At 68.8% G+C, this 23,919-nt stretch carries 19 protein-coding genes; 5 read left to right on the top strand and 14 right to left on the bottom strand.

The window, feature by feature from the left end:
• Positions 1-21 precede the first annotated feature (21 nt).
• Genes tal through pgl form a run of 5 tightly spaced genes read left to right on the top strand, consistent with a single transcriptional unit; the run spans position 22 to position 6,013 of the window.
• Positions 22-1,131: a transaldolase gene (tal, locus tag GQR16_RS03595; protein WP_211373423.1), complete on the top strand. Its 1,110-nt coding sequence runs from the start codon at positions 22-24 to the stop codon at positions 1,129-1,131.
• Complete coding sequence (locus GQR16_RS03590; RefSeq protein ID WP_157413793.1) at positions 1,128-2,732, top strand: glucose-6-phosphate isomerase; 1,605 nt, start codon at positions 1,128-1,130, stop codon at positions 2,730-2,732. The genes tal and GQR16_RS03590 overlap by 4 nt, the downstream gene beginning before the upstream one ends.
• A gap of 16 nt (positions 2,733-2,748) precedes the next feature.
• Positions 2,749-4,290, top strand: coding sequence for a glucose-6-phosphate dehydrogenase (gene zwf, locus GQR16_RS03585; protein WP_157413792.1), 1,542 nt, complete (start codon positions 2,749-2,751; stop codon positions 4,288-4,290).
• Complete coding sequence (locus GQR16_RS03580) at positions 4,287-5,246, top strand: glucose-6-phosphate dehydrogenase assembly protein OpcA (protein WP_157413791.1); 960 nt, start codon at positions 4,287-4,289, stop codon at positions 5,244-5,246. The genes zwf and GQR16_RS03580 overlap by 4 nt, the downstream gene beginning before the upstream one ends.
• Positions 5,243-6,013: a 6-phosphogluconolactonase gene (gene pgl, locus GQR16_RS03575; protein ID WP_157413790.1), complete on the top strand. Its 771-nt coding sequence runs from the start codon at positions 5,243-5,245 to the stop codon at positions 6,011-6,013. The genes GQR16_RS03580 and pgl overlap by 4 nt, the downstream gene beginning before the upstream one ends.
• 102 nt (positions 6,014-6,115) lie before the next feature.
• Here pgl and GQR16_RS03570 read toward each other — a convergent pair whose 3' ends face one another.
• The 14 genes from GQR16_RS03570 to GQR16_RS03505 all read right to left on the bottom strand — a co-directional run bounded on the left by GQR16_RS03570 (position 6,116) and on the right by GQR16_RS03505 (position 23,849).
• On the bottom strand, positions 6,116-6,481 hold the full coding sequence (locus tag GQR16_RS03570; RefSeq protein WP_157413789.1) for an RNA polymerase-binding protein RbpA: 366 nt from the start codon (positions 6,479-6,481) through the stop codon (positions 6,116-6,118).
• A gap of 4 nt (positions 6,482-6,485) precedes the next feature.
• On the bottom strand, positions 6,486-6,737 hold the full coding sequence (gene secG, locus GQR16_RS03565; RefSeq protein ID WP_157413788.1) for a preprotein translocase subunit SecG: 252 nt from the start codon (positions 6,735-6,737) through the stop codon (positions 6,486-6,488).
• A gap of 123 nt (positions 6,738-6,860) precedes the next feature.
• Positions 6,861-7,649: a triose-phosphate isomerase gene (gene tpiA, locus GQR16_RS03560; protein ID WP_157413787.1), complete on the bottom strand. Its 789-nt coding sequence runs from the start codon at positions 7,647-7,649 to the stop codon at positions 6,861-6,863.
• Complete coding sequence (locus GQR16_RS03555; RefSeq protein ID WP_157413786.1) at positions 7,643-8,854, bottom strand: phosphoglycerate kinase; 1,212 nt, start codon at positions 8,852-8,854, stop codon at positions 7,643-7,645. Before GQR16_RS03555 ends, tpiA begins: the two co-directional genes overlap by 7 nt.
• 11 nt (positions 8,855-8,865) lie before the next feature.
• Positions 8,866-9,870, bottom strand: coding sequence for a type I glyceraldehyde-3-phosphate dehydrogenase (gap, locus tag GQR16_RS03550; RefSeq protein ID WP_157413785.1), 1,005 nt, complete (start codon positions 9,868-9,870; stop codon positions 8,866-8,868).
• A 94-nt stretch (positions 9,871-9,964) separates the two neighbouring features.
• Entirely contained in the window at positions 9,965-10,591 is a 627-nt protein-coding gene (locus GQR16_RS03545; RefSeq protein WP_157413784.1) for a superoxide dismutase, read from the bottom strand.
• A gap of 198 nt (positions 10,592-10,789) precedes the next feature.
• Positions 10,790-11,770, bottom strand: a complete 981-nt coding sequence (gene whiA / locus GQR16_RS03540; protein WP_157413783.1) for a DNA-binding protein WhiA — start codon at positions 11,768-11,770, stop codon at positions 10,790-10,792.
• A 67-nt stretch (positions 11,771-11,837) separates the two neighbouring features.
• On the bottom strand, positions 11,838-12,710 hold the full coding sequence (gene rapZ, locus GQR16_RS03535) for an RNase adapter RapZ (protein WP_157413782.1): 873 nt from the start codon (positions 12,708-12,710) through the stop codon (positions 11,838-11,840).
• A gap of 37 nt (positions 12,711-12,747) precedes the next feature.
• Positions 12,748-14,694, bottom strand: a complete 1,947-nt coding sequence (uvrC, locus tag GQR16_RS03530) for an excinuclease ABC subunit UvrC (protein WP_157413781.1) — start codon at positions 14,692-14,694, stop codon at positions 12,748-12,750.
• Between the two features lie 2 nt (positions 14,695-14,696).
• A complete protein-coding gene (uvrA, locus tag GQR16_RS03525; protein WP_157413780.1) occupies positions 14,697-17,588 on the bottom strand; it encodes an excinuclease ABC subunit UvrA in 2,892 nt (963 codons plus the stop codon).
• 72 nt (positions 17,589-17,660) lie between these two features.
• Positions 17,661-19,727 (bottom strand): excinuclease ABC subunit UvrB, encoded by a 2,067-nt coding sequence (uvrB, locus tag GQR16_RS03520; RefSeq protein ID WP_157413779.1) that lies wholly within the window; start codon positions 19,725-19,727, stop codon positions 17,661-17,663.
• Positions 19,728-19,840: 113 nt separating this feature from the next.
• Positions 19,841-20,458: a dephospho-CoA kinase gene (gene coaE, locus GQR16_RS03515; RefSeq protein ID WP_157413778.1), complete on the bottom strand. Its 618-nt coding sequence runs from the start codon at positions 20,456-20,458 to the stop codon at positions 19,841-19,843.
• Positions 20,459-20,573: 115 nt separating this feature from the next.
• Positions 20,574-22,022, bottom strand: coding sequence for a 30S ribosomal protein S1 (rpsA, locus tag GQR16_RS03510; RefSeq protein ID WP_157413777.1), 1,449 nt, complete (start codon positions 22,020-22,022; stop codon positions 20,574-20,576).
• Positions 22,023-22,181: 159 nt separating this feature from the next.
• Positions 22,182-23,849: a DUF885 domain-containing protein gene (locus tag GQR16_RS03505; RefSeq protein ID WP_157413776.1), complete on the bottom strand. Its 1,668-nt coding sequence runs from the start codon at positions 23,847-23,849 to the stop codon at positions 22,182-22,184.
• Positions 23,850-23,919 lie beyond the last annotated feature (70 nt).

Raw genomic sequence — 23,919 nt, 5'->3', positions numbered from 1 at the left:
CCAGAAGGAGATTCGAGAATCATGACCACCACCCCCACCGCAGACCTGTCCGCCGCCGGCGTCAGCATCTGGCTCGACGACCTCTCGCGCGAGCGCATCGCCACCGGCGGCCTCGAGAAGCTGATCGCCGAGCGCAACGTCGTCGGCGTCACCACCAACCCGACGATCTTCGCGGGCGCCCTCACCAACGGCGCCGCCTACGCCGAGCAGGTCGCGGCCCTCGCCGCAGCCGGCGCCGACGTCGACACCGCCGTGTTCGAGATCACGACCGACGACGTGCGTGCGGCGTCGGACATCTTCCGCCCGGTCTACGACGCGAGCAACGGCTACGACGGCCGCGTCTCGATCGAGGTCGCCCCCGACCTCGCGCACGACACCGACGGCACCATCGCCTCGGCGAAGGCGCTCTGGGCCAAGGTCGACCGCCCCAACGCGATGATCAAGATCCCGGCGACCGTCGAGGGCCTCGACGCCATCACCGCGGCCATCGGCGCCGGCATCAGCGTGAACGTCACCCTGATCTTCAGCCTCGACCGCTACCGCGCCGTCATCGCGGCGTACCTCGCGGGCCTCGAGATCGCGAAGGCGGCCGGCATCGACCTGTCGACCATCCACTCGGTCGCGTCGTTCTTCGTCTCGCGCGTCGACACCGAGATCGACAAGCGCCTCGAGGCGATCGGCACCGACGAGGCGCTCGCGCTGAAGTCGAAGGCCGGCGTCGCGAACGCGCAGCTCGCCTACGAGCTGTTCGAGCAGGAGTTCGCCGGCGAGCGCGCCTCGGCGCTGCTCGAGGCCGGCGCGAACAAGCAGCGCCCCCTCTGGGCCTCGACCGGCGTCAAGGACCCCGCGCTCCCCGACACCCTCTACGTGACCGGACTGGTCGCGCAGGGCGTCGTGAACACCATGCCCGAGAAGACCCTCGAGGCGACCTTCGACCACGGGGTCATCGAGGGCGACAGCATCACGGGCGAGTACGCGGCGGCAGGCGCCGTGCTCGACGCCCTGGCCGCGGTCGGCGTCTCCTACGACGACGTCACGGCACTGCTCGAGCGCGAAGGCGTCGAGAAGTTCATCGTCTCGTGGCACGAGCTGCTCGACACCGTCACGGGCGCGCTGGAGAGTGCACGATGAGCTTCCGCATCGCGGTCAGCGGTGCGGCGGCCGAGGCCGTCCGCACCGCGGTCCCCGCGCTCGTCGCCGATCTCGTCGCGAGCGGCATCACGGCGCAGGACGGCTCCCTCTGGGGCCCCGCGGCCGAAGAGGAGTCGACCAAGCGACTCGGCTGGACCGAGGCGGTCGCGATCTCGCGTCCCCTCGTGGCCGAGATCGAGGCGCTCCGGGCGGAGCTCCGCGCCGCCGGCGTCGAGCACATCGTGCTCGCCGGCATGGGCGGCTCCTCGCTCGCTCCGGAGGTCATCACCCGCACGGCCGGCGTCGACCTCACCGTGCTCGACTCCACCGAGCCCGGTCAGGTGCGCGCTGCGCTCGCCGACCGCCTCGCGGTCTCGGCGCTCGTCGTCTCGTCGAAGTCGGGCTCGACCGTCGAGACCGACAGCCAGCGTCGCGTCTACGAGCAGGCCTTCACCGAGGCCGGCATCGACCCGCTCACCCGCATCGTGATCGTCACCGATCCCGGTTCGCCGCTCGACGAGTCGGCGCGAGCCGCGGGCTACCGCGTCTTCAACGCGGACCCGAACGTCGGTGGCCGGTACTCGGCGCTGACGGCGTTCGGCCTCGTTCCGTCCGGCCTCGCCGGCGTCGACATCGCCGAGATCCTCGACGAGGCCGAGAGCATCGAACTCGCCCTCGCGGTCGACTCCCCCGAGAACCCCGGCCTCGTGCTCGGCGCGGCGATCGCCGCGACGAACCCGCGTCGCGACAAGCTCGCGATCGTCGCCGACGGCACCCACATCGTCGGCCTCGCCGACTGGGCCGAGCAGCTGATCGCCGAGTCGACGGGCAAGGAGGGCACCGGCATCCTCCCCGTCGTCCTCGAGACGACCGCCCCCGAGCTCTCGGAGGGTCTCGACGACCTCCAGGTCGTGCGCGTGGTCGGCGACGCCGGACTCGACCAGCTCGTCGACGACGGCACCGACGAGATCCGCGTGTCGGGCACCCTCGGCGCGCAGCTGCTCGTCTGGGAGTACGCGACGGCCGTCGCCGGCCGGCTCCTCGGCATCAACCCGTTCGACCAGCCCGACGTGGAGTCCGCCAAGGTCGCCGCCCGCGGCCTGCTCGACGCGCGCCCCGAGCCCACGCCTGCGGCCTTCGTCGCCGCCGGCATCGAGGTGCGCGGCACGCCCGAGGTCATCGGCGCATCGAGCGACCTCGAGTCGGCCATCGAGGTGCTCCTCGAGGAGCTCCCCGAGAACGGGTACCTGTCGGTCCAGGCCTACGTCGATCGCGTCGCGCACCCCGAGCTCGAAGAGCTCCGCGCGCGACTCGCCGCGCGCGCCGGTCGCCCGGTGACCTTCGGCTGGGGACCGCGGTTCCTGCACTCGACCGGGCAGTTCCACAAGGGCGGCCCCGCCGTCGGCGTGTTCCTGCAGGTGACCCAGGCCGTCGCCGAAGACCTCTCGATCCCCGAGCGGCCGTTCACCTTCGGCCAGCTCATCGCCGCGCAGGCGTCGGGCGACTCGAGCGTGCTCGCCGACCTCGGTCGTCCCGTGCTGACGCTCACCCTCACCGACCCGTCGACGAACGTCGCGGCGCTCTTCGACGCCATCGGCTGATCCAGGAAGGGTCCACATGCCTCCGGCAACCATCTCCGCGGGGAACAACCCGCTTCGATCTCCGAAGGACTACCGGCTCAATCGCATCGCCGGCCCCTCGAGCCTCATCATCTTCGGCGTCACGGGCGACCTGTCGCGCAAGAAGCTGATGCCGGCCGTGTACGACCTCGCCAACCGAGGCCTGCTCCCTCCCGGATTCGCGCTCGTGGGCTTCGCCCGCCGCGACTGGGCCGACCAGGACTTCGAGAAGGTCGTGCACGACTCGGTGCGCCAGTACGCGCGTACCGAGTTCCGAGAAGACGTCTGGAAGCAGCTCGCACGCGGCATCCGCTTCGTGCAGGGCGACTTCGACGACGACGCCGCGTTCGACCGCCTCCGGGAGGTCGTCGCGAACCTCGACGCCGAGCGCGGAACGATGGGAAACCATGCGTTCTACCTCTCGATCCCGCCGAAGTCGTTCCCGCTCGTGACCGAGCAGCTCAAACGATCCGGCCTGACCGAGCAGCGCGACTCGCAGTGGCGCCGCGTCGTCATCGAGAAGCCGTTCGGCTCCGACCTCAAGACGGCTCGCGAGCTGAACGACGTCGTGGCCTCGGTCTTCCCGCCCGACTCGGTGTTCCGCATCGATCACTACCTGGGCAAGGAGACGGTTCAGAACATCCTCGCGCTGCGGTTCGCGAACCAGCTGTACGAGCCCATCTGGAACGCGAACTACGTCGACCACGTGCAGATCACGATGGCCGAGGACATCGGCGTGGGCGGCCGTGCCGGCTACTACGACGGCATCGGCGCTGCGCGCGACGTGATCCAGAACCACCTGCTGCAGCTGCTCGCCCTCACGGCCATGGAGGAGCCGATCTCGTTCGAGGCGGCCGACCTCCGCGCCGAGAAGGAGAAGATCCTCGCGGCCGTGCGGCTTCCCGAAGACCTCGCGACCGGCACCGCACGCGGCCAGTACGCGGGCGGATGGCAGGGCGGCGAGGAGGTCATCGGCTTCCTCGACGAAGACGGCATGAACCCCGAGTCGCTCACCGAGACGTACGCGGCCATGAAGCTGACGATCGGCACCCGCCGGTGGGCCGGCGTGCCGTTCTACCTCCGGGCCGGCAAGCGCCTCGGGCGCCGTGTCACCGAGATCGCGGTCGTCTTCAAGCGCGCTCCGCAGCAGCTCTTCGCCGACAGCCAGACTTCGCAGCTGGGTGAGAACGCCCTCGTGATCCGGGTGCAGCCCGACGAGGGCGTCACGATCCGGTTCGGCTCGAAGGTGCCGGGCGCCGGCATGCAGGTGCGCGACGTCACGATGGACTTCGGCTACGGCCACGCCTTCACCGAGGCGAGCCCCGAAGCCTACGAGCGGCTCATCCTCGACGTGCTGCTCGGAGACCCGCCGCTGTTCCCCCGCCAGGAGGAGGTCGAGCTCTCCTGGAAGATCCTCGACCCGATCGAGGAGTTCTGGTCCACGCAGGGCCAACCCGAGCAGTACCGCCCGGGCACGTGGGGTCCGGCATCCGCCGACGCCCTGCTCGCCCGTGACGGACGAACCTGGAGGCGCCCGTGATCGTCGACCTGCCCGACACCACCACCAGCAAGGTCTCGAAGTCGCTCGTCAAGATCCGCGAGGAGAACGGCGTCGTCGCACTCGGACGTGTGCTCACGCTCGTCATCGCCACGACGCCCGGCGTCGAGGAGGAGGCGATCGAGGCGGCGAACGACGCCTCGCGCGAGCACCCCATGCGCGTGATCGTCGTCTCGTCGGATCCCGATGAACCCGAGGGCGTCGAGCCCCGCCTCGACGCGGAGATCCGCGTGGGCGGCGACGCCGGCGCGAGCGAGGTCATCGTGCTCCGCGCCCATGGGCCCGTCGCGCACGACGAGGAGAGCCTCGTCATGGCGTTGCTGCTGCCCGACGCACCGGTCGTCACCTGGTGGCCGAGCGTGGCGCCCGCCGTGCCCGGCACCTCGCCGCTCGGTCGCATCGCCCAGCGTCGCATCACGGATGCCTCGAGCCAGCCCGACCCGCAGGCCGCGCTCCGCGCACTGGTCGACAGCTACACGCCCGGCGACGCCGACTTCGCGTGGACCCGGTTGACCCTGTGGCGCGCCCAGCTGGCGGCCGTGCTCGATCAGCCGCCGTACGCGCCCGTCACGCGCGTGCACGTCACGGGTGCGGTCGACTCGCCGTCGACCACGCTGCTCGCGGCCTGGCTGCGCATGCAGCTCGATGCACCCACCGGGTTCGTGCTGACCGACGTCTCCGAGGGATCGCACGGCATCCACGGCGTCACCCTCGAGCGCGAGACCGGCGTCATCGAGCTCACTCGCGACCAGCCCGGCGTGGCGACCCTCCGTCAGCCCGGCCAGCCGCTGCACGACGTGGCGCTGCCGCGACGCAACCTCCGCGACTGCCTGGCCGACGAGCTGCGTCGACTCGACCCCGACGAGCTGTACGGTGAGGTGATCAGGAGCGGCCTGGCGCTGCTCAGCGAACCCGAGGCCGAGGGGGCCACCGCATGACGAACGAACGCCGAGTGCTCGTGCATCCCGACAAGGGGTCGTTGGCGAGTTCGGTCGCGGCGCGCTTCATCACGAAGATGCTCGACATCCTCGACGACCAGCCCGTCGCGCATGTCGTGCTCACGGGCGGGTCGATGGCCGGCGCGGTCCTCGAATCGATCGCCTCCTCCCCCGCACGCACGAGCATCGACTGGTCGCGCGTGCACTTCTGGTGGGGCGACGAGCGATGGGTGCCCGCGGGCAGCGAGGAGCGCAACGACTGGATCGCCGACCGTGCGCTGCTCGACGACCTCGACCTCCCCGACGAGAACGTGCACCGCTTCCCAGCGTCGGACTCCGGTCAGACGCTCGACGAGGCAGCGGTGGCCTTCGCGGCCGAGCTCGCCGAGCACGGAGTCGACGGCGCCGATGCGCCGGCGTTCGACATTACCTTCCTGGGTGTGGGCCCCGACGGGCACATCGCGTCGCTGTTCCCCCACCGGTCCGGCATCCAGGTGACCGACCGCACGGTGATCGCCGTGCGCAACTCCCCCAAGCCGCCGCCCGAGCGCCTCAGCCTCACCAGGCCGGTGCTGAACGCCTCGCAGCGCATCTGGTTCGTGCTGTCGGGTGCCGACAAGGCCTCGGCACTCGGTCTGGCGCTCGCGGGCGCGAGCCGCGACGAGGTACCGGTGGCCGGCATCAAGGGACGCCGCCGCACGGTCTTCTTCGTCGACTCGGATGCCGCAGCAGAGGTACCCGAGGGCCTCATCGCCCGCGACTACTGAATGCGAGAGACGCGCAGAACGCACGAAGAAGGGGCGAGCCGATATCGGCTCGCCCCTTCTTCGTGCCTGCTCGAGCCGTGTGCCGGCTCGAGCAGCGACGGACTACTCCTTGGGCGTCTGCCCACGACGCGCACGGAGCTGCGTCAGTGCCTCTTCGAGGAGTGCGGCAGCCTCTTCGTCGCTGCGGCGCTCCTTCACGTAGGCGAGGTGCGTCTTGTACGGCTCGAGCTTGGAGACCGAGGGCGGGTTCTCCTTGTCGCGACCGGCCGGCAGACCCGTGGACGGGCTGTCGATGGTCTCGGGGATCTCCTCGTCGGGCAGGCTCGCCGCGAAGTATCGGACGGTCTCGTTGCCCTGGGCGTCCCAGTAGCTCACGGCCACGCGATCGGCGTGGAAGCCGCGGTCCTGCTCGCCCATGGGGCCTGCACCGACGCGAGAGCCACGGATGGCGCTGTTTCCGGAGGCCATGCGCTCAGAGTCCCGAGTCGAACTTCGTGATCAGGCCGAGGATGACGATGCACGTCACCCAGACGAGGCCCAGGATCACGGTGATGCGATTGAGGTTGCGCTCTGCGACACCCGAGGCGCCGAGGCTGGACGTGACGCCGCCGCCGAACATGTCGGACAGACCGCCACCGCGGCCCTTGTGCAGCAGGATGAGCAGCGTCAGCAGGAGGCTCGTGATACCGAGCAGAACCTGCAGGACGACCTGGAGAATCTCCACGGTGAACCTTTCCGGGCACGACAAGGGGGTCGGTGCCGATAATCGAGTATAGCGGGACGAATGGCGCTGGGCCGGAGACACGCGTCTCCGGCCCAGCGCCGCGTGGAGCAGGATCCGCCTGGATCAGGCTCCGACGTGCTTCTTGAAGCGCACGATGCTCGAGAACTCGTCGATGTCGAGGCTCGCACCGCCGACGAGGGCGCCGTCGACGTTGGGCTCGCGGAGGAACGACGCGATGTTCGCCGCCTTCACAGAGCCGCCGTAGAGCACGCGCGTCTCGCCGGCGACCTCTTCGCCGAAGAGGTCGCGCAGCACGCCGCGGAGCGCCTCGCAGACCTGCTCGGCCTGCTGCGGGGTCGCAGCCTGGCCCGAGCCGATCGCCCAGACCGGCTCGTACGCGATGACGAGGCCCTTCGCGCCTTCGACGTTCTCGAGCGCAGCACGCAGCTGCGCCACGGGGACGGCGCTGGGGCCGTGCGCCTCGAGGTCTTCGGCCGTCTCTCCCACGCAGAGCACGGGCACGATGCCGTGACGGTGCGCAGCGAGGACCTTCGCGTTGACGTCGGCATCGGTCTCGCCGTGCAGCGTGCGCCGCTCGGAGTGGCCGATGATGACGTACGCGCACTCGAGCTTCGCGAGGAACGCGCCCGAGACCTCGCCCGTGTAGGCACCCGAGTCGTGAGCCGAGACATCCTGCGCGCCGTAGGCGATCGGCAGGTTGTCGGCCGCGATGAGCGTCTGCACCGAGCGGATGTCGGTGAACGGCGGGAAGACCGCGACCTCGGCGTCGGCCGGGTCGTGCTTCGCGTCCTTCAGCGACCACGCGAGCTTCTGCGTGAAGGCGACCGCCTGCAGGTGGTCGAGGTTCATCTTCCAGTTTCCTGCGATGAACGGGGTGCGCTTGCCTACCATCCGAGGACCTCCAGTCCGGGAAGCTGCTTGCCCTCGAGGAACTCGAGGCTCGCGCCTCCGCCCGTCGAGATGTGACCGAACTGGTCGTCTGAGAATCCGAGCTGCCTGACGGCGGCCGCGGAGTCGCCGCCGCCGACGACGCTGAGCCCGTCGACCTCGGTGAGCGCCTGTGCGACGGCACGCGTGCCGGCGGCGAAGGGCGCGAGCTCGAACACGCCCATCGGGCCGTTCCAGAACACCGTCTTCGACGCGCGGATGTGCTCGGCGAACGCCGCAGCGGTCTCGGGTCCGATGTCGAGGCCGAGGCCGGCCGCCCCGAAGGGGGTCTCCTCGATCGCATCGGCCGCGGCGACCACGTGCTCGGCTTCGCCCGAGAACGACGCCGCGACGACGACATCCGTCGGCAGCACGATCGAGACGCCGCGTTCGGCGGCCTCGGCGAGGTAGCCCTTGACGGTCTCGATCTGGTCGGCTTCGAGCAGGCTCGAGCCGACCTTGTGGCCCTGGGCCGCCAGGAAGGTGAAGAGCATGCCGCCGCCGATGAGCAGCGTGTCGACCCGCGGGAGCAGGTGCGCGATGACGCCGAGCTTGTCGGAGACCTTCGAGCCGCCGAGCACGACCGCGTACGGGCGCTCGGGGTTCTCGGTCAGGCGGTCGAGCACGTCGAGCTCGGCGGCGATGAGCAGGCCGGCGGCACTCGGACGGAGCTCTTCGAGCTCGAAGACGCTCGCCTGCTTGCGGTGCACGACGCCGAAGCCGTCGGAGACGACGGAATCGGCGAAGCCCGCGAGCTGCTCGGCGAACGCCGTGCGCTCCGAGACGTCCTTCGAGGTCTCGCCCGGATTGAAGCGGAGGTTCTCGAGCACGAGGATCTCGCCGTCGGCGAGGGCCTCGACCTTGGCCGCGGCATCCGCGCCGACCGTGTCGGTCGCGAAGGCGACGGGCACGTCGACGAGTTCGCCGAGGCGGGCGGCGACCGGCGCGAGGCTGTACTTCGCGTCGGGTGCGCCTTCGGGGCGACCGAGGTGGGAGATCACGATGACGCGCGCCCCCTGGTCGGTCAGCGCGGTGAGTGTCGGAAGCGACGCGCGGACACGACCGTCGTCCGTGATGACCCCGTCCTTGAGAGGAACGTTGAGGTCACAACGGACGACGATGCGCGTACCGGCGAGCGAACCGAGGCTTTCGATCGTTCGCAGGGTCACGATGTCTCGCTTCAGAGACGTTCGGCGACGTACTCGGTCAGGTCGACGAGGCGGTTGGAGTAGCCCCACTCGTTGTCGTACCAGCTCGAGAGCTTCACCTGGTTGCCGATGACGCGCACGAGGCCCGCGTCGAAGATCGACGAGTGCGGGTCGGTCACGATGTCGCTCGACACGATGTCGTCTTCGGTGTACTTGAGGATGCCCTTGAGGGGGCCCTCTGCAGCGGCCTTGTACGCGGCCTTGATCTCGTCGACCGTGACCGGGGTCTTGGTCGTGACGGTGAGGTCGGTGATCGAGCCGGTGGGAACCGGCACGCGCAGCGCGAAGCCGTCGAGCTTGCCGACGAGCTCGGGCAGCACGAGGCCGATGGCCTTGGCCGCGCCGGTCGAGGTCGGGACGATGTTGATGGCGGCGGCGCGCGCACGACGGAGGTCGCTGTGCGGGCCGTCCTGGAGGTTCTGGTCGGCCGTGTAGGCGTGGACCGTCGTCATGAGGCCGTGCTCGATGCCGAAGGCGTCGTTGAAGACCTTGGCGAGGGGCGCGAGGCAGTTCGTCGTGCACGACGCGTTCGAGATGATGTGGTGCTTCTCGGGGTCGTACTCGTGCTCGTTGACGCCGATGACGAACGTGGCGTCCTCGTCGGTCGCGGGAGCCGAAATGAGCACCTTCTTGGCGCCGGCCTCGATGTGCTTGCGGGCGGCGGCGGCCTTGGTGAAGAAGCCGGTCGACTCGATGACGATGTCGACGCCGAGCTCGCCCCAGGGCAGGTTCGCGGGATCGCGCTCGGCGAACGCCTTGATCGCCTTGCCGTCGACGATGATGTTGTCGTCGTCGTAGTCGACCGTCGCGTCGAGGCGGCCCGTGATGGAGTCGTACTTCAGCAGGTGTGCGAGCGTCTTGTTGTCGGTGAGGTCGTTGACCGCGACGATCTCGAGATCTGCTCCCTGAGCGAGGGCAGCACGGAAATAGTTGCGGCCGATGCGGCCGAAGCCGTTGATGCCGATCTTTACAGACACGGATCTCTCCTGATTTGACGGTGCGCGAGCGCGCGATTTTTGGGAATGATCGGACGGCGGTGTCCCCGGACGATGCCCGAGGACACCGTCACGTTTACGACAGTAGCAGCAGCCCTGAGGTCTTCTCGTTTGCTGCAGTGAAGCGCTTCTGCACGTTGTCCCAGTCCGCGATCGTCCAGAACGCCTTCACGTAGTCGGCGCGGACGTTGCGGTAGTCGAGGTAGTAGGCGTGCTCCCAGACGTCGAGCATGAGCAGGGGCACGATGCCCGCCGGCAGGTTGCCCTGCTGGTCGAAGAACTGCACGATGATCAGGCGCTGGCCGAGCGAATCCCAGGCGAGCACGGCCCAGCCGGAACCCTGGACGCCGAGCGCGGTCGCCGTGAAGTGCGCCTGGAAGGCGTCGAACGAACCGAACTGGTCGTCGATGGCGGCTGCGAGCTCGCCCGTCGGCTTGTCGCCGCCGTTCGGCGAGAGGTTCGTCCAGAAGATCGAGTGGTTGATGTGGCCGCCGAGGTTGAACGCGAGGTCCTTCTCGAGCTTGTTGACGTTGGCGAGGTTGCCCGTCTCGCGCGCCTCGGCGAGCTGCGCGAGGGCGGTGTTCGCACCCGTCACGTACGCCTGGTGGTGCTTCGAGTGGTGCAGCTCCATGATCGTGCCGCTGATCGCCGGCTCGAGCGCCGAGTAGTCGTAGGCGAGATCGGGGAGGGTGTAGTCAGCCATTGCTTCTCCTTGTCAGATGCCGGGCGTTCCGGGCCTCTGCCCGGTGTTCCGCGGCTGCGCATTCGAGTCTATGCCCGCTGGTCGAGGCCGCGACCCGGGTTGACGCACGATGACGCGCGGCGGTCGAGCGGCGGCGAGGTCGACGAGGAGACGGATGCCGCGGCATCCGTCTCGCGCATCGCGCTCGACCCGTTCGGCCTAGACGTCGTCGAGGTCGGCGGGCAGGCTCGCCTCGGTACCGGGCACCCCGAGCGCGGCGGCACGGTTGTCGGCCATCGCCAGCAGGCGGCGGATGCGGCCCGCGACGGCGTCCTTCGTCATGGGCGGGTCGGCGTGGTGGCCGAGCTCGTCGAGGCTCGACTCGCGATGTGCGAGACGCAGCTCGCCGGCGTACTTCAGGTGCTCGGGGATGTCGTCGCCCAGCAGCTCCATCGCACGCTCGACGCGCGCGCACGCGGCGACCGCGGCCTGCGCGGAGCGGCGGAGGTTCGCGTCGTCGAAGTTCACCAGGCGGTTCGCGGTCGCCCGCACCTCGCGGCGCTGGCGCAGCTCCTCCCAGTTGCGCACGGTGCCCGTCGCGCCCATGAGCGAGAGCATGGCGCTGATCGCCTCGCCGTCGCGGATCACGACGCGGTGCACGCCGCGCACCTCGCGGGCCTTCGCCGAGATGCCCAGGCGGCCCGCAGCGCCGACGAGTGCCATCGCCGTCTCGTTGCCGGGGCAGGTGATCTCGAGCGCGGCGGACCGACCCGGATCGGTCAGGCTGCCCTGCGCGAGGAAGGCGCCGCGCCAGACGGCGGCCACCTCGTCGCGCGAGCCCGTCGTGAGCTTGTTCGGCAGCCCGCGCACGGGTCGGCGACGCGCATCGAGCAGGCCGGTCTGGCGTGCGAGCGTCTCACCGCCGTCGAGCACACGGAGCAGGAACTGGTTGGTGCGCCGCACGCCCGAGGGCGCGATGACCGACACGTCGGGGCGGACGCCGTACAGCTCGCCCAAGTCGCGCGTCACGCGCTTCGCCGTCGTCGGCGAGTCGAGCTCGGCCTCGATGGCGATGCGGCTCGAGATGATGTGCAGGCCGCCCGCGAAGCGGAGCACGGAGGCGAGCTCGGCCGCGCGGACACTCGTCTTCGAAACCTCGACGCGTGCCAGTTCTTCTTTCACATCCGCGGTCAATGCCACCTCGTGATCCTTCCTCTCGGTGGATGCGCGGGCATGGAGCCCCGCGCGTCATGGACAATTCTGACGCTCACTCGCGCCCGAGGTCGCGGTGCCGGACGCTGACGGCGATGTCGGGGAACGCGGCCAGACGCGCGGCGAGCTCGCGAACCATGGCGACCGAACGGTGCTTGCCTCCGGTGCAGCCGATCGCGATCGTCGCGTGGCCCTTGTTCTCGCGCTGATACCCGCTGAGCACGGGCTCGAGCGCCTTCACGTACGCGTCCACGAACTTCTGCGCGCCCGGCTGACGGAGCACGTAGTCGGAGACCGCTGGATCTTCTCCGGTGAGGTTCCGCAGTTCGCCGATCCAGAACGGATTCGGGAGGAACCGGGCGTCGGCGACCAGGTCGGCGTCGGTCGGGAGCCCGTACTTGAACCCGAAGCTGAGCAGCGTGACCCGCACGCCCGCACGGCCCTCTTCGGCGAAGGCGTCGGTGATCAGGTTCGCGAGCTGGTGGATGTTCAGTTCCGACGTGTCGACGACGAGATCCGCGGCCTCGCGGAGCTCGGCGAGCCGGGAGCGCTCGGCCCCGATGCCGTCGAGGAGGGTGCCGTTGCCCTGGAGCGGGTGCGGCCGGCGCACGGCCTCGAAGCGGCGCACGAGCACCGAGTCGGTCGCGTCGAGGAACACGACGCGCACGTTCACGCCGGTGCGGAGCGCCTGGATGATCTCGCGGAGTTCGGCGAAGAAGTCGCGGCCTCGGATGTCGACGACCGCGGCGATGCGAGGGAGCGAGGCCCCGGCGCGTTCCACGAGCTCGACGAGCGGCCGCAGCATCTGCGGCGGGAGGTTGTCGACCACGTACCAGCCGAGGTCTTCGAGGGCGTTGCCGACGGTCGAACGACCGGCCCCCGACATCCCGGTGACGATGAGCATCTCCTGCTCGACCTCGGTTGCCATCGCCTCGGTTCCCCTTCCCGCACGTCGAGAACCAAGCCTAGCGGGGTTGGGCCGGGGCACCGCTGCGGAGCTCCTGGTACACGACCGTGGCGAGCGTCTGGCCGAAGCCGTCGACGCTGCCGATCTCGTCGACGGATGCCGCGCGCAGGCGTTTCACGGACCCGAAGTGCCGCAGGAGCACCTTGATCCGGGTGGGCCCCAGTCCGGGGATCTCGGCGAGCACCGACGAGATGTCCCGCTTGCGCCGCTGTCGCTGGTGCGTGATGGCGAATCGGTGAGCCTCGTCGCGCACGCGCTGGAACAGGAACAGGGCGTCGCTGTTGCGCGGCAGGATCACCGGGAAGTCGGCGTCGGGCGTCCAGATCTCCTCGAGCCGCTTCGCGATGCCGCAGAGGTAGATGCCCTCGACGCCCGACTCCTCGAGCGCCCTCGCCGCGGCGGCGACCTGCGGCTCGCCGCCGTCGACGACGAGCAGGTTCGGCCGGTACGAGAACTTCGACCGGCGCGTGCCCTCGACCTGCTCCCCCACTCCTCCCCCGTCTCCGCCGACTCCGGCGTCGGCGTGGGCCGTGGGATCGGGCCGCCCCTCGGCGGAGCCGGACGGCGCGGCGAGGTACGCGAGCCGACGGGTGAGTACCTGGTGGATCGAATCCGTGTCGTCGGTGGACTCGGGAATCGTGAACCGCCGGTACTCGTCTTTGCGCGGCAGGCCGTCTTCGAACACGACCATCGACGCGACGATGTTCGTGCCGCTGAGGTGGGACACGTCGAAGCACTCGATGCGCAGCGGGGCATCCGCCATGCCGAGCGCTTCCTGGATGTCCTCGAGCGCTCGCGAACGCGTCGTGAAGTCGGCGCTGCGCCTCGTCTTGTAGAGCATGAGCGACTGCTTCGCGTTCTGCGTCGCCGTGGCGAGCAGTGCGGCCTTGTCGCCTCGCTGGGCGGCTCGCAGCCGCACCTTGCGTCCGGCGCGCTCGGAGAGCCAGGTCTCGAGGGCCGCCGCATCTTCGGGCAGCTCGGGCACCACGACCTCGCGCGGCGGCGAGAGCTGACCGCCGTAGGCGTTCTGCACGACCGAGTCGACGAGGTCGCCGATCGGGACGTCGAGCTCCTTGTCGACGGTCCAGGAATGGACGCCGCGCACCCTGCCGCTGCGGACGACGAAGATCTGCACCGCGGCCGCGAGTTCGTCGTGGTCGATGCCGAACACGTCGACGTCGACGTCGTCGCGGAGCACGACCGCGCTCTTCTCGAAGAACTCGGTCGCGGCCTGCAGCTGGTCGCGCCGGCGGGCGGCGGTCTCGTACTCGAATGCGGCGGATGCCTCGAGCATCTGCTGCGTGAGCTCGTCGACGATGCGGCGGTCCTGGTTCGTCATGAACGACACGAACCGATCGACGTTCGCCCGGTGCTCCTCGACGCTCACGTGGCCGGAGCACGGGCCGAAGCATCGGCCGATCTGTCCGGCGAAGCAGGGCCGCCCCGTCGCGATCGCGCGTCGGTAGTCGGAGTCCTTGCACGTGCGGATCGGGAAGAGCTTGAGCAGCAGGTCGAGGGTCTCGTTGACGGCCCAGACCTTCGGATACGGACCGAAGTACCGGGCACCCGGGATGCCGCTGCGGCGAGTGACGATCGCGCGAGGGGCCTCGTCGCCGAGGGTCACCGCGAGGTACGGATACGACTTGTCGTCGCGGTACTTCACGTTGAACGGCGGATCGAACTCCTTGATCCACGTGTACTCGAGCTGCAGTGCCTCGACGTCGTTGCCGACGACGGTCCACTCGACCGAGGTCGCCGTCATGACCATGCGGCGCGTGCGCTCGTGCAGCGTCCGCAGCGGCGCGAAATAGTTCGACAGCCTCGCACGGAGGTTCTTCGCCTTGCCGACGTAGAGCACCCGCCGTTCGCCGTCGCGGAACCGGTAGACGCCGGGCGCAGTGGGGATCTCCCCCGCCTTCGGGCGATAGGACAGTGCGTCGCTCATGCTCAGCTGGCGACTTCGACGCCCAGCCGGGCGGCGTCGAAGATCTCGCGCAGGAAGTACCCGGTGTGGCTGTCGGACACCGAGGCGACCTGCTCGGGCGTTCCGGTGGCGACGATCTGACCGCCGCCCGAACCGCCTTCGGGACCCAGATCGATGATCCAGTCGGCGGACTTGATGACGTCGAGACTGTGCTCGATGACGATCACCGTGTTGCCCTTGTCGACGAGCTTGCCGAGCACCTTGAGGAGCTTGCGGACGTCTTCGAAGTGCAGTCCTGTGGTCGGCTCGTCGAGCACGTAGACGCTGCGGCCGTTGGATCGGCGCTGCAGCTCGGTCGCGAGCTTGACGCGCTGCGCCTCGCCGCCCGAGAGCGTCGTGGCGCTCTGACCGAGCTGGACGTAGCCGAGGCCCACGTCGACGAGCGTCTTGAGGTAGCGGTGGATCGCGGAGATCGGCTCGAAGAACTCGGCCGCCTCGCTGATCGGCATCTGGAGCACCTCGGCGATGTTCTTGCCCTTGTAGTGCACCTGAAGCGTCTCGCGGTTGTACCGCTGACCGCCGCAGACCTCGCACGCGACGTAGACGTCGGGCAGGAAGTTCATCTCGATCTTGATCGTGCCGTCGCCCGAGCACGCCTCGCAGCGGCCGCCCTTGACGTTGAAGCTGAATCGGCCCGGCAGGTAGCCGCGCGCCTTCGCCTCGTTGGTCTCGGAGAACAGCGTGCGCACGCGGTCGAACACGCCCGTATAGGTCGCCGGGTTCGAGCGCGGAGTCCGGCCGATCGGGGCCTGGTCGACATGCACGACCTTGTCGAGCTGGTCGAGTCCGGTCACGCGCCGGTGCCGGCCGGGCAGCTTGCGTGCACCGTTCAGACGGTTCGCGAGCACCCGGTACAGGATGTCGTTCACGAGCGACGACTTGCCCGAACCGCTCACGCCGGTCACCGCAGTGAACACCCCGAGGGGGAACTGCACGTCGACGCCGCGCAGGTTGTTCGCCTCGGCTCCCTGGACGGAGATCATCCGCTCGGGGTCGATCGGGCGACGGCTCGACGGGATCGCGATCTCCTTGCGGCCCGAGAGGTAGTCGCCGGTGAGGGACTTCGTGTTCTTGAGCAGCTCGGCGTAGCTGCCGGAGTGCACGACCGTGCCGCCGTTGACACCGGCGCCCGGGCCGATGTCGACGATCCAGTCAGCGGTGCGGATGGTGTCTTCGTCGTGTTCGACGACGATGAGCGTGTTGCCCAGGTCGCGCAGTGCCACGAGCGTGTCGATCAGACGTCGGTTGTCGCGCTGGTGCAGGCCGATGCTCGGCTCGTCGAGCACGTAGAGCACGCCGGTGAGTCCGGAGCCGATCTGCGTCGCCAGTCGGATGCGTTGGGCTTCGCCGCCCGAGAGCGTCGCCGCCGCCCGCGACAGGTCGAGGTAGCTGAGCCCGACGCGGATGAGGAAGTCGAGCCGCAGCTTGATCTCGCGCAGCACCTGCGCCGCGATCGCCTGCTCGCGCTCGGTGAGCTCGAGGCGGTCCATGAACGCGCGAGCGTCGGTGAGGCTGAGGAGTCCGACGTCGGCGATGCTCGCATCGTGGATCAGCACCGAGAGCACCTCGGGCTTGAGGCGCTTGCCGTGGCAGACCGGGCACGGCACCTCCCGGAGGTACTCGGACCAACGGACGCGCTGCGCGTCGGTCTCGGCCTGGAGGTATTGGCGTTCGATGTACGGCACGACGCCCTCGAACCCGGACGTGTAGCTCATCTCGCGGCCGTAGCGGTTGCGCCACTTGACCTTGACCTCGAAGTTGTCGCCGCGGAGCACGGCATCACGTGCGGCCTCGTCGAGCTCCTCCCACGGGGTGTCGAGCGAGAAGCCGAGGTCGCGCGCCAGACCGACGAGGAGCTTCTCGTAGTAGTTGTAGAGGCTCTTGCCCTGCGAGGTCCAGGGGATGATGACGCCCTCGGTGATGCTCAGCGACGGGTCGCCGAGCAGCAGCTGCTCGTCGACCGCCATGCGGGTGCCGAGGCCGGAGCACTCGGGGCACGCGCCGAAGGGGGCGTTGAACGAGAAGGTCCTCGGCTCGATCTCGGTCAGCTGGATCGGGTGCTGGTTCGGACAGGAGAGCTTCTCGGAGAACGTGTCCCAGGCATCGGGGCCGGTCTCGTCGACGTAGTTGATCTGCACGAGTCCGTCGGTGAGGCGGAGTGCGGTCTCGAGCGAGTCGGTGAGTCGCCCGAGCACGTCGGGCCCGGCGACGAGTCGGTCGATGACGACCGAGATGTCGTGCTTGACCTGCTTCTTCAGCGTGGGCGGCTCGTCGAGTCGAATGAGCTCGCCATCGACCACCGCGCGCGAGTAGCCGCCCGCGGCGAGCTCGCGGAAGAGGTCCACGAACTCGCCCTTCTTCTGCGAGACGACCGGGCTGAGCACCTGGAAGCGGATGCCGTCTTCGAGCTGCATGAGCTGATCGGCGATCTGCTGCACGGTCTGGCGCTGGATGCGCTCGCCGCACACGGGGCAGTGCGGCACGCCGATGCGCGCCCAGAGCAGGCGCATGTAGTCGTAGATCTCGGTGATGGTGCCGACCGTCGAACGCGGGTTGCGGTTCGTCGACTTCTGGTCGATCGAGACGGCCGGACTCAGGCCCTCGATGAAATCGACATCGGGTCGGTCGACCTGGCCCAGGAACTGGCGCGCGTACGCCGAGAGCGACTCGACGTACCGTCGCTGGCCTTCGGCGAAGATCGTGTCGAACGCGAGCGAGGACTTGCCCGAGCCGGAGAGCCCGGTGAAGACGACCATCGCGTCGCGTGGGATCTCGACGTCGACGTCGCGGAGGTTGTGCACGCGGGCACCGCGGACACTCAGGTGCGAATGGGCATCGAGACGTGAAACAGGCACTCTTCGAGTCTAGGCAGACCCACCGACACGAACGCCGTGAGCGCACGCGCTCTCAGCGAACATATGTTCGATTCAGCCGAGGTGGCCGGCCTTCTCCATCTGGCGGAGCTCCCGCTTGAGCTCGGAGACCTCGTCGCGCAGCCGCGCGGCGAGCTCGAACTTGAGCTCCCCGGCCGCCACGAGCATCTGCTCGTTCAGATCGCGGATGAGCTCTTCGAGGTCGTTGGCACCCTCGGCTGCGATGCCCTGGCGTCGCAGGTTCGGCACGGGCGACTTCTTGCGGGCGTCACGACCCGAGAGCAGGGCCGCGGTGTCGGCCTCTTCGCGAGCCAGCAGCTGCGTGATGTCGGCGATGCGCTTGCGCAGAGGCTGGGGATCGATGCCGTTGACCCGGTTGTACTCGAGCTGCCGTTCACGGCGCCGCTCGGTCTCGTCGATCGCCGCTTTCATCGAATCGGTCAGCACGTCGGCGTACATGTGCACCTCGCCCGAGACGTTGCGGGCGGCACGCCCGATCGTCTGGATCAGCGAGGTCGACGAGCGCAGGAAGCCCTCCTTGTCGGCATCGAGGATGGCGACGAGCGACACCTCGGGCAGGTCGAGGCCCTCTCGCAGCAGGTTGATGCCGACGAGCACGTCGTAGACGCCGGCTCGGAGCTCGGTCAGGAGTTCGACGCGACGGAGCGTGTCGACATCGGAGTGGAGGTAGCGCACGCGGACGCCGGCCTCGGTGAGGTAGTCGGTCAGCTCTTCGGCCATGCGCTTCGTCAACGTGGTGACGAGCACGCGCTCGTCACGGTCGGCACGCACGCGGATCTCTTCGAGGAGGTCGTCGATCTGCCCCTTCGACGGCTTCACGACGATCTGCGGATCGACGAGACCCGTCGGACGGATGATCTGCTCGACGACGCCGTCGGCGATGCCCATCTCGTAGCGACCCGGGGTCGCCGAGAGGTACACGGCCTGCCCGACGCGGTTCTTGAACTCGTTCCACTTCAGCGGACGGTTGTCGAGCGCGCTCGGCAGGCGGAACCCGTGTTCGACGAGCGTGCGCTTGCGCGAGGAGTCGCCCTCATACATCGCGCCGATCTGCGGCACGGTGACGTGCGATTCGTCGATCACGACGAGGAAGTCGTCGGCGAAGTAGTCGAGCAGGCAGTGCGGAGCCTCCCCCGGCGCCCGACCGTCGATATGCCGCGAGTAGTTCTCGATGCCCGAGCAGAAGCCGATCTGCTCCATCATCTCGAGGTCGAAGGTCGTTCGCATGCGGAGGCGCTGCGCTTCGAGCAGCTTGCCCTCGCGCTCGAGCTCGGCGAGTCGTTCTTCGAGCTCGGTGCGGATGGTGCCGATGGCCCGCTGCATGACGTCGGTGCTCGCGACGTAGTGGGAACCGGGGAAGACCGGAACCGCGTCGAGCTTGGCCACGACCTGACCCGTCAGCGGATGCAGGCTGTACAGCGCCTCGATCTCGTCGCCGAACATCTCGATGCGGATCGCCAGCTCTTCGTAGATCGGGATGATCTCGATCGTGTCGCCGCGCACCCGGAAGTTGCCGCGCGAGAAGTCGACGTCGTTGCGCTGGTACTGCATCGACACGAACTTGCGGATCAGCCAGTCGCGATCGACCCGCTGGCCGACCTGCAGCGGCATCATCGCCTTCATGTACTCCTCGGGCGTGCCGAGGCCGTAGATGCACGACACCGTCGAGACCACCACGACATCGCGGCGGCTGAGCAACGAGTTCGTCGTCGAGTGACGCAGGCGCTCGACCTCGGCGTTGACCGAGGAGTCCTTCTCGATGAAGGTGTCGGTCTGCGGAACGTATGCCTCGGGCTGGTAGTAGTCGTAGTACGAGACGAAGTACTCGATCGCGTTGTTCGGCATGAGCTCGCGGAACTCGGTCGCCAACTGCGCCGCGAGCGTCTTGTTGTGCGCGAGCACGAGGGTCGGACGCTGCACCTGCTCGATGAGCCAGGCGGTCGTCGCGGACTTGCCGGTACCCGTGGCGCCGAGCAGCACCACGTCGGTCTCACCGGCGTTGATGCGCCCGGCGAGTTCGGCGATCGCCGCGGGCTGATCGCCGCTCGGAACATACTCGCTGATGACCTCGAACGGCCTGACGGAACGGGTGGCCTGCATGCCTTCCAGTCTAGGTTCGACCTCCGACACGACGGCCGGCGCGGCCGAATCCGCCGACGCCGACCACGAGGCCGGGCGTCCTCACGGCTCCCGTGCGGGTGCGAACCGCCAGGTCACGCCCGACGTGCCGCGCGCTCCTCTGCGATGCGCTGCCAGAGCGCGTCGGCCTGGCTCATCGTGTGCCCGAGGGTGCCGTCGGTGTCGATCACGACGTCGGCGACGGCGAGTCGTTCGGTGTTCGCCACCTGGGCGTCGACCCTTGCCTCGGCCTGCAACGGATCGAGGCCGCGGTCTTCGACGAGACGCTTCAACTGCGTGCGGCGCGGTGCGCTCGTGACGACGATGAGGTCGAACGGGTGATCGACGGATGCCTCGACCAGCAGCGGCACGTCGTAGACCACGACCGCGTCGGGGTCGGCCTCCTCGGCCTTCGCGAACAGCCTGGCCGAGAGCTCTCGGACCGCGGGATGGACGATCGCGTTCAGCTGCGCCCGTGCCTCGTCGTCGTTGAAGATCAGTTCGCCGAGCTTGCCGCGGTCGAGCGTGCCGTCGGGGCGGAGCACTCCCGCACCGAATCGCTCGACGATCGCGGCGAGCCCCGGCGTGCCCGGCTCGACCACGCGCCTCGCCAGCTGGTCTGCGTCGATGTGCACGGCGCCGTGCTCGTAGAGTCGCCGCGCGACCGTGGACTTTCCTGAGGCGATGCCGCCCGTGAGGCCGATCAGATACACAGCCCCACTCTAGCGAGGCGGCTCGCCCATCGAGCGACGGCCCGGCGATCCCCGTGGAACGCCGGAAGGCCGGCCCCCGAGGGGACCGGCCTTCCGTGTACGGAACGAATCCGAACTAGTTGCTCGAGAGCTTCTCGCGCAGTGCTGCGAGCGAAGCGTCGTCGGCGAGGGTGCCCGCGCCGGCCGTCTCGCTCGAGTACGACGCGGTGCCCGATGCGAACGAGTCGTCGGCAGCAGCAGCAGCGTTCGCCGAGGCGACCTGCTTCTTGTGCGCTTCCCAACGCTCCTGAGCGGCAGCGTAGTCCTGCTCCCACTTCTCGCGCTGGGCTTCGAAGCCTTCGCGCCATTCGTTCGTCTCGGGGTCGAAGCCCTCGGGGTACTTGTAGTTGCCCTGCTCGTCGTACTCGGTGAGCATGCCGTAGAGCGCCGGGTCGAACTCGGTGCCCTCGGGGTCGACGCCCTCGTTCGCCTGCTTCAGCGAGAGCGAGATGCGGCGACGCTCGAGGTCGATGTCGATGACCTTGACGAAGACCTCTTCGCCGACCGACACGACCTGCTCTGCGAGCTCGACGTGCTTGCCGGACAGCTCCGAGATGTGCACGAGGCCCTCGATGCCGTCTGCGACGCGAACGAACGCACCGAACGGAACGAGCTTGGTGACCTTACCCGGTGCGACCTGGCCGATCGCGTGGGTACGGGCGAACACCTGCCACGGGTCCTCCTGCGTCGCCTTGAGCGACAGCGAGACGCGCTCGCGGTCGAGCTCGACGGAGAGCACCTCGACGGTGACCTCCTGGCCGACCTCGACGACCTCGCTGGCGTGCTCGATGTGCTTCCACGAGAGCTCGGAGACGTGCACGAGACCGTCGACGCCGCCGAGGTCGACGAACGCACCGAAGTTGACGATCGACGAGATGACGCCCTTGCGGATCTGGCCCGGGTGCAGGTTGGCGAGGAAGGTCGAACGCGACTCCGACTGGGTCTGCTCGAGGAGCGCACGACGCGAGAGCACCACGTTGTTGCGGTTCTTGTCGAGCTCGAGGATCTTCGCCTCGATCTCCTGGCCGAGGTACGGCGTGAGGTCGCGCACGCGGCGGAGCTCGATGAGCGACGCCGGGAGGAAGCCACGGAGGCCGATGTCGACGATCAGGCCGCCCTTGACGACCTCGATGACCGTACCGGTCACGACGCCGTCGGCTTCCTTGATCTTCTCCACGTCGCCCCATGCGCGCTCGTACTGCGCACGCTTCTTCGACAGGATGAGGCGGCCTTCCTTGTCCTCCTTCTGGAGAACGAGCGCCTCGACGGTGTCGCCGACGCCGACGACCTCGCTGGGGTCGACATCGTGCTTGATGGAAAGCTCACGCGAGGGGATGACACCCTCGGTCTTGTAGCCGACGTCGAGGAGGACCTCGTCGCGGTCGATCTTCACGACGGTGCCCTCGATGAGGTCGCCGTCGTTGAAGAACTTCAAAGTCTTCTCGACCGCGGCGAGGAAATCGTCAGCAGATCCGATGTCGTTGATAGCGACCTGCTTGGGTGCCTTGGTCGTTGCGGTTGTCATGTAGTGAATGCTCCGTAAAGGACAGAATCGAGCCCATCGCGCGGTTGAGCGTTGTGTTGGTTCCGCGATGGGCATGCGGACAGGATCGTCACAGAAGTGACATTCAATCCTAGCGGACCGGAAGCGAAGTCGGCAACCCGGGCGTGTCGGACCTCGAGCTCACCCGAGAAGGCTCGCTCGGAGCGTGTCGAGGCCCACTCCCCCGAGGTCGAGCGCCCGACGGTGGAACGCCTTGATGTCGAACGCCGCACCTTCCTGGCGCTTCGCGTCGTCGCGCAACTGCTCCCAGATGCGCTGCCCCACCTTGTAGGACGGAGCCTGCCCAGGCCAGCCGAGGTAGCGGTTGACCTCGAAGTCGATGAACGCCTGGTTCATGTTGACGTTCTGCCCCAGGAACTCGAACGCGTAGTCGCCGGTCCACGCACCGTTGCCGTCTGGGCGCTGCTTGCCGAGATGCACGCCGATGTCGAGCACGACGCGCGCCGCGCGCATGCGCTGCCCGTCGAGCATGCCGAGGCGGTCGGCCGGGTCGTCGAGGTAGCCGAGGTCCTGCATGAGCCGCTCGGCGTAGAGCGCCCAACCCTCGGCGTGACCCGAGCTGCCGGCGAGCTGGCGTCGCCACGTGTTCAGCTTCGCGCGGTTCACGACCGCCTGGCCGATCTGCAGGTGATGCCCAGGGACGCCCTCGTGATAGACGGTCGTGAGCTCGCGCCAGGTGTCGAACTCCGTCACTCCTTCGGGCACGGCCCACCACATGCGGCCGGGCCGGGTGAAGTCGTCGCTCGGACCCGTGTAGTAGATGCCGCCGGACTGCGTCGGCGCGATCATGCACTCGAGCGTCCGGATCTGCTCGGGGATGTCGAACTGGGTGGCGCCGAGTTCTGCGACCGCACGGTCGCTGACTTCCTGCATCCAGCGCTGCAGCGCATCGGTGCCGTGCAGCTTGCGGCTCTCGTCGCCGTCGAGGTACGCGATCGCCTCGGCGACGGATGCCCCGGGCACGATCTCCCTGGCGATGGCCTCCTGCTCGGCGACCATGCGTCCGAGCTCTTCGATGCCCCACTCGTACGTCTCGTCGAGGTCGATCACGGCACCGAGGAAGTGGCGGGACTGGAGTTCGTAGATCTCGCGCCCGACGGCGTCGGCCTCGCCGGCGACCGGCAAGAGCTCGCCCTCGAGGAAGGCGGCGAGGCGCCCGTAGGCCTCCCCGGCTCCGCTCGCACGAGCGTCGAGGTCGCGGCGGAGCGACGGCGACGCAGTGTCCGGTGCACCGTGCACGAACTCCGTGAAGAACCCGTCGGCGCGCTCGAGCTTGCGGGCCTGGGCCGCCACCTCGCGCACCTGGCGCTTCGCCGGGACCGAGCCCCGCTCGATGCCGAGCCGCAACGTGGCGATGTACCCGTCGACGGCGCCGGGAAGGGCCTCGAGACGGGTGGAGATCGTGGCCCAGTCGTCGACGTCGTCGGTCGCCATGAGGTCGAACACGTCGCGGACCTCCTGCGCGGGGCTCGCGATCACGTTGAGGTTGCGAAGTGGGAGGCCGGCCTCATGGGCCTCGACGTCGAGTGCGAGCTCCGAGCGGAGGTCGGCGAGCGTCACCGCGTCGACGTCGTCGACGGGCGTCGCGGCGTCGAGCTCGGCGATCGCGCGGCGCTTCGCCTCGAGGGAGCGCTCCAGGCCCTCGGGCGAATAGTCGCCGAACCGGGAGTCGGCGTCCTTGCGTCCGATGTAGGTGCCGAGGGTCGGGTCGAGCTCGACGAGCGTGTCGACCCAGTCCTCTGCGATGCGATCGATGTCGGTGGGAGTTCGCTGCTCGCTCGATGCCATGACTCCGAGCCTATGACACCGGCACCGGCCGATGGCGGCCGTCGTGCGCCGCGGAGGATGCCCCGAACCG

It is taken from the genome of Agromyces allii (assembly GCF_009749385.1).
Taxonomy (GTDB): domain Bacteria; phylum Actinomycetota; class Actinomycetes; order Actinomycetales; family Microbacteriaceae; genus Agromyces; species Agromyces allii.
This window is presented reverse-complemented; position numbering and strand designations above follow the sequence as displayed.